Source organism: Streptomyces sp. NPDC053755, assembly GCF_040677675.1.
Taxonomy (GTDB): domain Bacteria; phylum Actinomycetota; class Actinomycetes; order Streptomycetales; family Streptomycetaceae; genus Streptomyces.
Window position 1 is genome coordinate 21090 of the sequence record NZ_JBFASK010000003.1, and the last position, 12050, is coordinate 33139.

12 protein-coding genes are annotated in these 12050 nt (G+C 73.1%); 7 read left to right on the forward strand and 5 right to left on the reverse strand.

The window, feature by feature from the left end:
- Nucleotides 1–350: 350 nt before the first annotated feature.
- The gene (locus AB0K65_RS04705; RefSeq protein ID WP_365714264.1) at nt 351–779 is read left to right on the forward strand and encodes a hypothetical protein; all 429 of its coding nucleotides are present in this window, start codon (nt 351–353) and stop codon (nt 777–779) included.
- Between the two features lie 140 nt (nt 780–919).
- On the opposite strand, the gene AB0K65_RS04710 is transcribed toward AB0K65_RS04705, so the two are convergent.
- The 3 genes from AB0K65_RS04710 to AB0K65_RS04720 all read right to left on the reverse strand — a co-directional run bounded on the left by AB0K65_RS04710 (nt 920) and on the right by AB0K65_RS04720 (nt 2519).
- Nucleotides 920–1525, reverse strand: coding sequence for a nucleoside triphosphate pyrophosphatase (locus AB0K65_RS04710; protein WP_365714265.1), 606 nt, complete (start codon nt 1523–1525; stop codon nt 920–922).
- Nucleotides 1526–1673: 148 nt separating this feature from the next.
- Entirely contained in the window at nt 1674–1802 is a 129-nt protein-coding gene (locus AB0K65_RS04715; RefSeq protein ID WP_365714266.1) for a hypothetical protein, read from the reverse strand.
- Nucleotides 1803–1877: 75 nt separating this feature from the next.
- Nucleotides 1878–2519 carry a TetR/AcrR family transcriptional regulator gene (locus AB0K65_RS04720; RefSeq protein ID WP_365714267.1) on the reverse strand — a complete coding sequence of 214 codons (642 nt, stop codon included), beginning with the start codon at nt 2517–2519 and terminating at the stop codon, nt 1878–1880.
- Between the two features lie 77 nt (nt 2520–2596).
- Between AB0K65_RS04720 and AB0K65_RS04725 the strand changes: the two genes are divergently transcribed.
- The gene (locus AB0K65_RS04725) at nt 2597–3838 is read left to right on the forward strand and encodes an SGNH/GDSL hydrolase family protein (RefSeq protein WP_365714268.1); all 1242 of its coding nucleotides are present in this window, start codon (nt 2597–2599) and stop codon (nt 3836–3838) included.
- 93 nt (nt 3839–3931) lie between these two features.
- On the opposite strand, the gene AB0K65_RS04730 is transcribed toward AB0K65_RS04725, so the two are convergent.
- On the reverse strand, nt 3932–4144 hold the full coding sequence (locus AB0K65_RS04730; RefSeq protein ID WP_365714269.1) for an acyl-CoA carboxylase epsilon subunit: 213 nt from the start codon (nt 4142–4144) through the stop codon (nt 3932–3934).
- Nucleotides 4145–4153: 9 nt separating this feature from the next.
- Nucleotides 4154–5746, reverse strand: coding sequence for an acyl-CoA carboxylase subunit beta (locus tag AB0K65_RS04735; protein ID WP_365714270.1), 1593 nt, complete (start codon nt 5744–5746; stop codon nt 4154–4156).
- 133 nt (nt 5747–5879) lie between these two features.
- Here AB0K65_RS04735 and AB0K65_RS04740 point away from each other — a divergent pair, with 133 nt between their 5' ends.
- From AB0K65_RS04740 to hutH, 5 genes are all read left to right on the forward strand, one after another.
- Nucleotides 5880–6731, forward strand: a complete 852-nt coding sequence (locus AB0K65_RS04740) for a biotin--[acetyl-CoA-carboxylase] ligase (protein ID WP_365714271.1) — start codon at nt 5880–5882, stop codon at nt 6729–6731.
- Between the two features lie 347 nt (nt 6732–7078).
- Nucleotides 7079–8215 carry an adenylate/guanylate cyclase domain-containing protein gene (locus AB0K65_RS04745; protein WP_365714272.1) on the forward strand — a complete coding sequence of 379 codons (1137 nt, stop codon included), beginning with the start codon at nt 7079–7081 and terminating at the stop codon, nt 8213–8215.
- A gap of 142 nt (nt 8216–8357) precedes the next feature.
- A complete protein-coding gene (locus AB0K65_RS04750; RefSeq protein WP_365714273.1) occupies nt 8358–9155 on the forward strand; it encodes an enoyl-CoA hydratase-related protein in 798 nt (265 codons plus the stop codon).
- A gap of 93 nt (nt 9156–9248) precedes the next feature.
- A complete protein-coding gene (locus AB0K65_RS04755) occupies nt 9249–10364 on the forward strand; it encodes a GGDEF domain-containing protein (protein ID WP_365714274.1) in 1116 nt (371 codons plus the stop codon).
- A gap of 117 nt (nt 10365–10481) precedes the next feature.
- Nucleotides 10482–12023, forward strand: a complete 1542-nt coding sequence (gene hutH / locus AB0K65_RS04760) for a histidine ammonia-lyase (RefSeq protein WP_365714519.1) — start codon at nt 10482–10484, stop codon at nt 12021–12023.
- Nucleotides 12024–12050: the final 27 nt, after the last annotated feature.

Consider the following 12050-nt stretch of genomic DNA (forward strand, 5'->3'; position numbering starts at 1 on the left):
CTTGAAACAAGCTGAGTTTAGGGACTGCCGACACGGCCTTTCGACCCGTCCCCAGTGGTGAGCTTGCCCACACGGAGCGTGATACGAGGCCCGCTCGGGTCGTGAAATCCCTTGTCGCACCACGGTACGCAGGGTTCCTTTACGGCACAGTAGCTCCGAGGTGTGGCGCAGGTCTCTGTTCCGGCGGCCAGTCGCCGGGCGGGTTTCTTTGTGGAGTCCCTACGAACGGCTCGGTGATTCTTTGCGATCGGGTCCGGCTGCGCGGACCCTTGTCCGAAGGTTTACCAGTCAGTAGCCTTCGCGCTGTCGTCCGTACTCCAGGTAACAGCCGTACTCAGGGGGTGGCCCGCGTGGCCCGCAGACCGATAGCGCTCGTGACGGCGGCGGTGCTCCTCCTGGAGGCACCGGGCATCGTCGCCCTCAACGCCGTGATGGCGAGGTTCGTGGAGATCCAGTCGATGTCGCTCGACGGCCTCGACCCGGGTGCGATGGTCACGGGCACCTGGGTGCTCGGCATCGTGTCCGGCATCCTCCTGGGGCTGTGCGCCCTGGTGGCCGCGCTGGCGGGCATCCGCGACCGCCGTCCCGGGCGGGCGGGCCGCGCCCTCCTCATCGGCTGCGCGGTGGTGCACGGCCTCCTCGCGGCGGTGACGGTGGGTCTGATCGGGTGGGGCGCCTTCGCGTTCATGTCCGTGGTGCTCGGACTCGTCGTCCTCACACTGGTGGCGTACGGCAAGACCGCCGATGAGACCCCCGAAGGGGCTCCGGCGGTCGCGTGACGCCGTTCGGGTGACGGCCGTCCGTAAGGACCGGGGGACCGGGACCATGACGGAACCAGGACCGGGACCCGCGACCGAGCCGGCCGGAACCAGGACCGGGACCAAGGCCGAGGCGGAGGCCGGGGCTACTGCCGCGGGCCTCAGGTCCACAGGTCGGTGATCGAGACCCCCAGCTTGCCGAGCAGCGTGCGCAGCAGCGGCAGGGAAAGGCCGATGACGTTCCCGGGGTCGCCGTCGATGCCGTCGATGAACGGAGCCGAACGGCCGTCGAGGGTGAACGCGCCCGCCACGTGGAGGGGCTCGCCGCTCGCCACGTACGCGGCGATCTCGTCGTCCGTCGGCTCGCCGAAGCGGACCACGGTGGAGGCGGTCGCCGACTCGTAGCGCTTGGCCGCCGTGTCGTAGACGCAGTGGCCCGTCTGGAGGATGCCCACCCGGCCCCGCATGGCCCTCCAGCGCTCCGTGGCCTCCTCGGCGTCGGCCGGCTTGCCCAGCGCCTGCTTGTCGAGTTCCAGGACGGAGTCGCAGCCGATGACAAGGGCGCCGCTCGCCTCGGGACGGGCGGCCACGTGCGCGGCCTTCGCCTCGGCGAGGGCGAGCGCGAGTTCGGCCGGGGTCGGGGCGTGCATCTTGTCCTCGTCGACGCCGCTCACGATGACCTCGGGGGCGAGTCCGGCCTGCCGGAGCAGTCCGAGCCGGGCGGGGGAGGCGGAGGCGAGCACGACACGGCGGCGATCAGCAGTCATGGGCCAACCCTAAGGGCTGTCCCGTCAACCCCGGTGGACCGGACAGCCCTTGGCCAGTCCGCCGGCTCGCCCGGGCGCGCGCGGCCCGTCGGGCGCCTTCCGGCGCCCGGGCCCCGGCCTCCGTCGCGGCCTCCCCGGGGGGCGTGCGTCAGTGCAGGCCTGCCGCGAGCATCGCCACCAGCATCGCCAGAGCCAGCAGGATGGACGCGCGACGCAGCATCGCCTGCATGTCGCGCATCTCCTTGGGGGGCTCGTCCTTCGGGTCCGACCAGAGCATGCCCTCGATCCTGCGGCCGGGACGGCCGGGGCGCCTGAGTACCCGTACTCAGGAACCCCGGTGCCGACGGACTACTCACCGCCGGGTGAACACCCCGGCGCCGGCCGCGGCCAGGGCCGCCGCCACCGCGCGCTCGGCGTCCTCCGCCGCCAGCGGCTCGCGCGTGACCATGAAGCGGTAGTAGAGCGGGGCCGAGACCGCCCGGAGCAGTTCGAGGCCGTCCGTGGCCGCCGGGACCTCGCCGCGGGCCGCGGCCCGCTCCACGACCGGGGCCCATTCCTCCAGCCGGGCCTCGTAGAAGCCGTGCAGGGCGGCGGCGCACTCCTCGTCGCAGGCCGCGGCGGCGATGACGGCGCGGAAGACGGCGCCCATCCGCGGATCGGTGAGGGTGTGGCGTACGAGGGCCGCGTTGGCCCGCAGGTCGCCGGCGAGGCTGCCGGTGTCGGAGGCGGGCAGGGACCGGTCGGCCATGTCCCGCAGGAGGTCGGCCACCAGACCGACGGGGGAGCCCCAGCGGCGGTAGACGGTCGTCTTGCCCACCCCCGCGCTCACGGCGATGTGGTCCATGTTCAGCGCGTGGAAGCCGGCGTCGGCCAGTGCGTCCTCGGTCGCGGCCAGGACGGCCGCGCGCACCTTGGCCGTACGGCCGCCGGGGCGGACCGTGCCCGGCGTGCCGTCTCCCGCACCGCCATCGCCCAAATGGGTCTGGTGTTCCATTAGTGCCTCCGAGTCTGCTACGGTCCTCCCATCTTAACGGAACCGAGTTCCCGTTAGCGTCTGGGAAGGGTCGTGTCATGAAGAAACTCCTCACCCCCGTGTTCGCCGCCGCCCTCGGCCTCACCCTCCTCTCCGGCCCCCCGGCCGACGCCCGCCCCGCCCACCCCGTGTGGCGGGCCGCCTGGGGCGCCGCTCCGCAGGCACCCGCCACCGGCTTCACCCCGAACTGGTCGCAGGAGGGCTTCTCGCGCCAGACCGTCCGACAGGTCGTCCGCGTCACCGAGGACGGTGACCACGCTCGCATCCGGCTCTCCAACGCGTACGGCACCTCGCCGCTCGTCGTCACCGGCGCCACCCTCGCCCGTACGGACACGGGCGCGTCGGTCGAGCCCGGCTCGGTCCGCCACCTCACCTTCGGCGGCAGGCGGTCGGCGACCGTCCCCGCCCGCGGCGAACTGCGCAGCGACGCGGCCGCCCTCGGTCTGCGCCGGCTGGAGTCCGTCACCGTCACGCTCCACCTCGCGGGGACGACCGGGCCCGCCACCTTCCACTCCCAGGCGTGGACCGACACCTACCGAGCCGAGGGCGACCACCGCGCCGACGTGAGCGGCCGGGCGTTCACCGCCCGCACCGCGTCCTGGTACTACCTCAGCGGGGTCGAGGTGAGCGGCGGAAACCCGCCGCGGAAGGGCGCGGTGGTCCTCTTCGGCGACTCGATCACGGACGGCTTCGGATCCACCCCGAACGCCGACCGCCGCTACTCCGACGCCCTCGCCGACCGCCTCGACCGCCCCGTGGTGAACTCCGGCATCGGCGGCAACCTCGTCCTCAACGACTCGGCCTGGTACGGCGAACGCGCCACCGCCCGCTTCCGCCGCGACGCGCTCGACCAGCCGGGCGTCGGGACCGTCGTCCTCCTCCAGGGGCTCAACGACATCGGCTACAGCGAGGCCGCGCGGAAGGTCGGCGCCCACCCCACCTACAAGCCCTCACCCGTCGTCACCTCCGCCGAACTCATCGCCGCCTACCGGGCGTTGATCGACGCGGCCCACGACCGGGGCGTGCGGATCGTCGGCTCGACGCTGCTCCCTTTCAAGGGCACCACCCACTGGGGCCCGACCGCCGAGCGGACCGCCGCCGAGGTCGACCACTGGATCCGCACCTCGGGCGAGTTCGACGCGGTCGCCGACTTCGCCCGGCTCCTCGCCGCCCCGGCGGACGCGCGGGCGCTGAACCCCGCCTACGCCCATCCGGACCGCCTGCACCCGAACGACGCCGGTTACCGCCTGATGGCCCAGGCCGTCGCCCCCCTCGTCTGACCGTCGCTGCCCTCCGTCCCGTGCCGCCCGCCGCCGGGCACGCCGAAGGCCGGACCTCCCGCACAAGAGGTCCGGCCTTCGTGCGCGTACGCGTCAGACGGGCCAGTAGGAGCGCGCCCACGAGCGCGGCCCCGGCCGGTGCCGTACCCCGCGGGCGATCCGCGACGGATCGGCCCAGCCCTCGGGGACCCCCGGGCCGCCCTCGGCGGCGGACGCCGCCGCCGACGCCGCGGCCCGGGCCTGGACCACCGCCAGTGCGGCGGCCAGCTCCTCCGGGGTCGGATTGCCTCGAACGACCTTGATCACAGCGGCTCCTTACAGGGGGATGTTGCCGTGCTTCTTCGGAGGCAGGGATTCCCGCTTCGTCCGCAGCTGACGCAGGCCCTTCACGATCTGGGGACGGGTGTCCGACGGCAGGATCACGCCGTCGATGTACCCGCGCTCGGCCGCGGTGTAGGGGTTGAGGAGCGTGTCCTCGTACTCCTGGATCAGCCGCGCCCGCTCCGCCTCCTGGTCCTCGGCCGCCGCGATCGTCCGGCGGTGCAGGATGTTCACCGCGCCCTGCGCGCCCATCACCGCGATCTGCGCGGTGGGCCAGGCGAGGTTGAGGTCGGCGCCCAGGTGCTTGGAGCCCATGACGTCGTACGCGCCGCCGAACGCCTTGCGGGTGATCACGGTGATCAGCGGGACCGTCGCCTCGGCGTACGCGTAGATCAGCTTGGCGCCCCGGCGGATGATGCCGCCGTACTCCTGGTCCACGCCCGGCAGGAAGCCCGGCACGTCCACGAAGGTGATCACGGGGATGTTGAAGGCGTCACAGGTGCGGACGAACCGCGCGGCCTTCTCGGACGCGTTGATGTCCAGGCAGCCGGCGAACTGCATCGGCTGGTTGGCGACGATGCCGACCGGGAACCCCTCCACGCGGCCGAAGCCGGTGAGGATGTTCGGCGCGAACAGCGCCTGCGTCTCCAGGAACTCGCCGTCGTCCACCACGTGCTCGATGACCTGGTGCATGTCGTACGGCTGGTTCGCGGAGTCCGGGATCAGGACGTCCAGCTCGCGGTCCTCGTCGTTCACCTCGGTTTCGGCGGCCTCGGGGAAGGCCGGCGGCTCCGAGAGGTTGTTCGACGGGAGGTAGGACAGGAGCGACTTGACGTACTCGATCGCGTCCTTCTCGTCACCCGCCATGTGGTGCGCGACACCCGAGGTGGTGTTGTGGGTCCGGGCGCCGCCCAGCTCCTCGAAGCCGACGTCCTCGCCCGTCACCGTCTTGATGACGTCGGGGCCGGTGATGAACATGTGCGAGGTCTGGTCCACCATCACCGTGAAGTCGGTGATCGCGGGGGAGTAGACCGCGCCGCCCGCGCACGGGCCGACGACCAGCGAGATCTGCGGGATGACCCCGGACGCGTGCGTGTTGCGGCGGAAGATCTCGCCGTACATGCCGAGCGCGTTGACACCCTCCTGGATGCGGGCGCCGCCGGAGTCGTTGATGCCGATGACCGGGCAGCCGGTCTTCAGGGCGAAGTCCATCACCTTGATGATCTTCTGCCCGAAGGTCTCGCCCAGCGCGCCGCCGAAGACCGTGAAGTCCTGCGAGAAGACCGCGACCGGGCGGCCGTCCACCGTGCCGTACCCGGTGACGACACCGTCACCGTAGGGGCGGTTCTTCTCCAGGCCGAAGTTGGTCGACCGGTGCCGGGCGAACTCGTCCAGCTCCACGAACGAGTCCTCGTCGAGCAGCAGCTCGATCCGCTCGCGCGCGGTCAGCTTCCCCTTCGCGTGCTGCTTCTCGACGGCACGTTCGGAGCCGGCATGCGTCGCCTCGTCAATACGGCGCTTCAGATCCGCGATCTTGCCCGCGGTCGTGTGAATGTCGATCTCTTGTGGCTCTACCGACTCGGACATCGGGATGCGGCTCCCTGCCTGGTCACGGGGGTTCGTTGACTACCAATGGGCTATTACTGGCCTACTGATCCGTAGGGTATCGACGCCGATACGGTTCGGCACTGCGGTGTTTGCCACACCTAGGCTGCCTTGCATGACGTCCTCTCATGGCTCAGGAGGGCCCTGGTCCGACCTGGACCGGCCCCCGCTCAACGCCGCCGCGCTGCGCCGCGCGCTCCTGCTCCCCGACGGACTGTGGACCTCGCTCGACGTGGTCCCCACGACCGGATCCACCAACTCGGACCTCGCCTCCCGCGCCGGTGACCTGCCCGAGGGGGCGGTGCTGGTCGCCGAGGAGCAGACCGCCGGACGCGGCCGTCTCGACCGCAGCTGGGTCGCACCGGCGCGGTCCGGACTCTTCGTGTCCGTGCTGCTCAAGCCTGACGTGCCGGTGCACCGCTGGGGCTGGCTGCCGCTGCTGACGGGTGTCGCCGCGGCGACCGGCCTCGCGAAGGCCGCCGGCGTGGACCTGTCCCTCAAGTGGCCCAACGACCTCCTGGTCTCGATCGGCGGCGAGGAACGCAAGACCGGCGGCATCCTCGCCGAGCGGGCCGGCGAGGACGGGGTCGTCCTCGGGCTCGGCGTCAACGTCACCCTGCGCGAGGACGAGCTGCCGGTCCCGGCGGCCGGTTCGCTGCTCCTGGCCCACGCCGTCTCGACCGATCGCGACACGCTGCTGCGGGCCGTACTGCGCTCGATGGACCAGTGGTACGGGGCGTGGGTGCGGGCGGACGGCGACCCCGAGCGCTCCGGCCTCCAGGAGGCGTACGCGGCCGGCTGCGCGACGCTCGGCCGGCGGGTGCGGGCCGAGCTGCCGGGCGAGCGGATGCTGGAGGGCGAGGCGGTGGCCCTCGACGGTGACGGCCGGCTGGTGGTCGCGACGGAGGGCGGCGGCACGGAGGCGGTCTCGGCGGGCGACATCGTCCACGTGCGCGCCGAGGACTAGGGCGTGCCAGGCGTCGCGGGGCAGGCGGGACTTCGAAACACGCCCTAGTCGTATCCGGAAAGTCCCGCCCGGGCGCGGGGCCCCGCCGCACGGAGCGCTCGGCAGGGGCCGGCGTCCGCCCGCGCGGCCCCGCAGGGACTTTCCGGGCACGAACCGGGGCGGCGGTGGTCCGGAACCGCCGGGGCACCCGCCCCGTCCGGGCGGGCGTCCGGCGGCGACCGTGACGCGAAGACGCGGGTCGCGGGCACGGTTACGGCGTGAGCTGGCACACACCTGTCGTATCGTGGAGCGCGATCCAGGCGACAGATCGGCAGGGCAGTGGGCAGGGAACGGGCAGGAGGCGGCCGGTGACCGTCGACGACGAGAACGCGGGCGGGGACGAGCCGGCCACGTACCCCACCCCCCACCATGTCGTCGACCACACGGCCGAGCCGACCGACAACCCCCTGGCCATCCGCCTCGAACAGCTCATCCTCGGGGCCGAGCGCCGCTACACCCCCTTCCAGGCCGCCCGCACCGCCGGTGTCTCCATGGAGCTCGCCTCCCGCTTCTGGCGTGCCATGGGCTTCGCCGACATCGGGCAGGCCAAGGCGCTCACGGAGGCCGACGTCCTCGCCCTGCGACGCCTGGCCGGTCTGGTCGAGGCCGGGCTGCTGAGCGAACCGATGGCCGTGCAGGTCGCGCGCTCCACCGGGCAGACCACCGCCCGGCTGGCCGAATGGCAGATCGATTCCTTCCTGGAGGGCCTCACCGAGCCGCCCGAGCCGGGAATGACCCGCACCGAGGTCACGTACCCCCTGGTCGAGCTGCTCCTGCCCGAGCTGGAGGAGTTCCTGATCTACGTCTGGCGCCGCCAGCTCGCCGCCGCCACCGGCCGGGTCGTCCAGGCCGGTGACGACGAGGAGATGGTCGACCGGCGCCTGGCCGTGGGCTTCGCGGACCTCGTCGGCTTCACCCGGCTCACCCGCCGCCTGGAGGAGGAGGAGCTGGGCGAGCTGGTCGAGGCCTTCGAGACGACCTGCGCCGACCTGGTCGCCGCGCACGGCGGCCGGCTGATCAAGACGCTCGGCGACGAGGTCCTGTACGCCGCGGACGACGCGGGGACCGCCGCCGAGATCGCGCTCCGGCTGATCGAGACGCTCGGCCAGGACGAGACGATGCCCGCCCTGCGCGTGGGCATCGCCTTCGGCACGGTGACGACCCGGATGGGCGACGTCTTCGGTACGACCGTGAACCTGGCCAGCCGGCTCACCTCGATAGCCCCCAAGGACACCGTCCTGGTGGACGGCGCGCTCGCCGAGGAGCTGACCCGGACCGGGGAGGCGCCCGTCTCGGAGACGCAGGCGGCGGAGGAGGCCGCCCGCGCGGAGAAGGAGGGCGAGGAGGTCCCGACGTACCGCTTCGCGCTCCAGCCGATGTGGCAGCGCCCCGTGCGCGGCCTCGGCGTCGTGGAGCCCTGGCACCTGTCCCGCCGCCCCTCCTGAGGGCCCGTGTCGTCCGGATCCCGCCGGATGGCAGGGCCCGCCCCGCGGGCGCCCCGGACCGATCTCGCGGGCGGCCGGACCGATCGGGCGGGCACCCCCTAGGATCCCGGTGAACAGTCGTTAACCGGGAGGGTGTGCCGTCATGTCGGTCCAGTCCGAGCAGCGTTTTGGTGAGTTCGTCGTGGTCCGGAGGGACGGGCACGTCGCCGAGCTCGTCCTCGACCGGCCCAAGGCGATGAACGCCGTCTCCTCCGAGATGGCCCGCTCCCTCGGCGCCGCCTGCGACGCGCTCGCCGCCGACGCGTCGGTGCGGGTGACGGTGCTGACCTCGTCCAACGACCGGGCGTTCTGCGTCGGTGCCGACCTCAAGGAGCGCAACTCCTTCACCGACGCCGAGCTGGTGCGCCAGCGGCCGACCGCGCGCGCCGCCTACACGGGCGTCCTCGAACTGCCGATGCCGACCGTCGCCGCCGTGCACGGCTTCGCGCTCGGCGGCGGGTTCGAGCTGGCGCTCGCCTGCGACCTGATCGTGGCCGACGCGACGGCCGTGGTCGGGCTGCCCGAGGTCTCCGTGGGAGTGATCCCCGGCGGCGGCGGTACGCAGCTGCTGCCGCGCCGGGTGGGCTCCGCCCGCGCCGCGGAGCTGGTCTTCACCGCGCGCCGGGTGGAGGCGGCCGAGGCCCGCGAGCTGGGCCTCGTCGACCTGCTGGAGGACGACGCGCGGACGGCCGCGCTGGAGCTGGCGGGGCGGATCGCGGCGAACTCCCCGGTCGGCCTGCGCGCGGCCAAGCGCGCCATGCGGCTCGGGCAGGGCCTCGACCTGCGGGCGGGCCTGGAGGTCGAGGACGCGGCCTGGCGGTCCGTGGCGTTCTCCGGTGACCGGGCGGAGGGCGTGGCGGCGTTCAACGAGAAGCGGAAGCCGCAGTGGCCGGGCGAGTGAGAACCGCATGAGAAAAGTTCACTTTCGTCCTGTATGTAACTTTCCGTGATGCTCCACAGGTAAAAAAGGTCCAAACCTCCCTAAGCTGTAGAAATGGGAGAGGACGTGCGGCTGCGGGCCGTGGTGGCGCTGGCGCAGGCGATGGCGGCGGCGCACACACCGCGGGAGTTCTGGCGGGCGGCGGCGCTCGGCGCCCGCGACGCCCTCGGTGGCAGCTTCGCCGCGCTGTCCGTCTGGGAACGCGACCACGGCCGGCTGAAGGTGCTGGTGAACGCGGGAGACCGGGCGCTGGGGGAGGAGGAGTTCCCCGACGCCGAGACCTATCCCGTCCACCAGTTCCCGGAGATCACCGAGTTCCTGCACGAGCAGTGGGCGGGTGGCGCCGAGCCGGACGCCTGGGTGGAGACGGCGGAGGACCACGTCGTGACGGGCCGGGTCGCCGGTCTGCGCCGGCGCGGGCGCGGCTGCTGCGTGGTCGCGCCCGTGGTGCTGCACGGCCGGGCCTGGGGCGAGCTGTACGTGGCGCGGCGGGCCGGGGAGCCGGCCTTCGACCGTGACGACGCCGACTACGCCGCGGTCGTCGCCGCCGTGGTGGCGGCGGGCATCGCCCAGGCGGAGCGCCTGGAGGAGGTGCGGAAGCTGGCCTTCACCGACCCGCTGACCGGACTGGCCAACCGGCGGGCGGTCGACACGCGGCTGGACGAGGCGGTCGAGCGGTACCGCGCGGACGGCTCCGTGGTGAGCCTCGTGGTGTGCGATCTGAACGGCCTCAAGCGGGTGAACGACACCCATGGCCACGCGGTCGGCGACCGCCTGCTGGAACGGTTCGGCTCGGTGCTCTCGCGCTGCGGGGCGATGCTGCCGGGCGCGCTCTCGGCCCGCCTGGGCGGGGACGAGTTCTGCCTCCTGTCGGTGGGTCCGACGGCCGACGAGGTGGTGGGTGTCGCGGACGAACTGTGCGTCCGGGCCGGGGAGCTGGAGCTCGGCGAGGGGGTGGCCTGCGGGGTCGCCTCCACCGGCGACCCGATCGGCCCGCTGAAGTCGGCGCGCCGTCTCTTCCGGCTCGCGGACGCGGCGCAGTACCAGGCGAAGGCGGCCCGCTCGGCCAAGCCGGTGGTCGCCGGGCGCGACGGCACGGTCATCCCGCTCGCGGACGCCCCTCCCGGGGCGCGCGACCGCCGCCGCTTCCGCGACGCCCCGCCGGTGTGACCGCTCCGTACAGGAGGCCGCGTCGGGGCCCGTGTAAGGGTCCGTAAGGCAACTGAGTCGTGACACGGCCGACTAGTGACACGTCGGGATTCAATCCGTAGGCTGCTGAATATGGATATGCACACTGTCGTCCTTGGTCCGTCCGGCACCACCGCGCAGGACGTGATCGACGTCGCCCGCCACGACGCCCGCGTCGAGCTGTCGGCCGAAGCCGTGGAGGCGCTCGCCGCGGCCCGGACCATCGTCGACGCGCTCGCCGCCAAGCCCGAGCCGGTGTACGGCGTCTCCACCGGCTTCGGCGCGCTGGCCACCCGGCACATCAGCCAGGAGCTCCGCGCCCAGCTCCAGCGCAACATCGTCCGGTCGCACGCCGCCGGCATGGGCCCGCGCGTCGAGCGCGAGGTCGTGCGCGCACTGATGTTCCTGCGGCTGAAGACCGTCGCCTCCGGGCACACCGGGGTCCGCCCCGAGGTGGCGCAGACCATGGCGGACGTCCTCAACGCCGGCATCACCCCGGTCGTGCACGAGTACGGCTCCCTCGGCTGCTCCGGCGACCTCGCCCCGCTCTCGCACTGCGCGCTCACGCTGATGGGCGAGGGCGACGCGGAGGGCCCCGACGGGGCGGTGCGGCCCGCGGGCGAGCTGCTCGCCGAGGCCGGCATCCAGCCCGTCGAGCTCCGCGAGAAGGAGGGCCTCGCCCTCCTCAACGGCACCGACGGCATGCTCGGCATGCTGATCATGGCCCTCGCCGACCTCGACACCCTCTACACCTCCGCCGACATCACCGCGGCCCTCTCCCTCGAAGCCCTCCTCGGCACCGAGAAGGTCCTCGCGCCCGAGCTGCACGCCATCCGGCCGCACCCCGGCCAGGGCGCCTCCGCGGCCAACATGCTGGCCGTGCTCGCGGGCTCCGGCCTCACCGGCCACTTCCAGGCCGACGAGGCCCCGCGCGTGCAGGACGCGTACTCCGTGCGCTGCGCCCCGCAGGTCGCCGGGGCGGGCCGCGACACGCTGGCCCACGCGCGGCTGGTCGCCGAACGCGAGCTGGCCGCCGCCGTCGACAACCCGGTCGTGCTCCCCGACGGCCGGGTGGCCTCCAACGGCAACTTCCACGGCGCTCCCGTCGCGTACGTCCTCGACTTCCTCGCCATCGCCGCGGCGGACCTCGGCTCCATCGCCGAGCGCCGCACCGACCGGCTCCTGGACAAGAACCGGTCCCACGGGCTGCCGCCGTTCCTCGCTCACGACGCGGGCGTCGACTCCGGCCTCATGATCGCCCAGTACACCCAGGCCGCCCTGGTCAGCGAGATGAAGCGGCTGGCCGTACCGGCCTCCGCCGACTCCATCCCGTCCTCGGCGATGCAGGAGGACCACGTCTCCATGGGCTGGTCCGCCGCCCGCAAGCTGCGCACCGCGATCGGCAACCTCAACCGGATCATCGCCGTCGAGCTCTACGCCGCCACCCGCGGCATCGAACTCCGCCACGGCCTGACCCCGGCCCCCGCCTCCCGGGCCGCCATCGACGCCCTGCGCGCCGCCGGGGTCCAGGGTCCCGGCCCCGACCGCTTCCTCGCCCCCGACCTGGAGGCCGCCGACGCCTTCGTCCGCGAGGGCGGGCTCGTCGCGGCCGTCGAGAAGGTCACCGGTCCGCTCGCCTGACCGGCCGCGCACGACGGAAGGGCCGCC

Bases quoted from the DNA above. Each gene is read 5' to 3' on its own strand.
- hutH (WP_365714519.1), top strand. From the start codon at position 10,482: ATGCACACTGTCGTCCTTGGTCCGTCCGGCACCACCGCGCAGGACGTG.
- AB0K65_RS04720 (WP_365714267.1), bottom strand. From the start codon at position 2,519: ATGGAACACCAGACCCATTTGGGCGATGGCGGTGCGGGAGACGGCACG.
- AB0K65_RS04715 (WP_365714266.1), bottom strand. From the start codon at position 1,802: ATGCTCTGGTCGGACCCGAAGGACGAGCCCCCCAAGGAGATGCGCGAC.
- AB0K65_RS04710 (WP_365714265.1), bottom strand. From the start codon at position 1,525: ATGACTGCTGATCGCCGCCGTGTCGTGCTCGCCTCCGCCTCCCCCGCC.
- AB0K65_RS04725 (WP_365714268.1), top strand. From the start codon at position 2,597: ATGAAGAAACTCCTCACCCCCGTGTTCGCCGCCGCCCTCGGCCTCACC.
- AB0K65_RS04755 (WP_365714274.1), top strand. From the start codon at position 9,249: ATGGGAGAGGACGTGCGGCTGCGGGCCGTGGTGGCGCTGGCGCAGGCG.
- AB0K65_RS04740 (WP_365714271.1), top strand. From the start codon at position 5,880: ATGACGTCCTCTCATGGCTCAGGAGGGCCCTGGTCCGACCTGGACCGG.
- AB0K65_RS04735 (WP_365714270.1), bottom strand. From the start codon at position 5,746: ATGTCCGAGTCGGTAGAGCCACAAGAGATCGACATTCACACGACCGCG.
- AB0K65_RS04750 (WP_365714273.1), top strand. From the start codon at position 8,358: ATGTCGGTCCAGTCCGAGCAGCGTTTTGGTGAGTTCGTCGTGGTCCGG.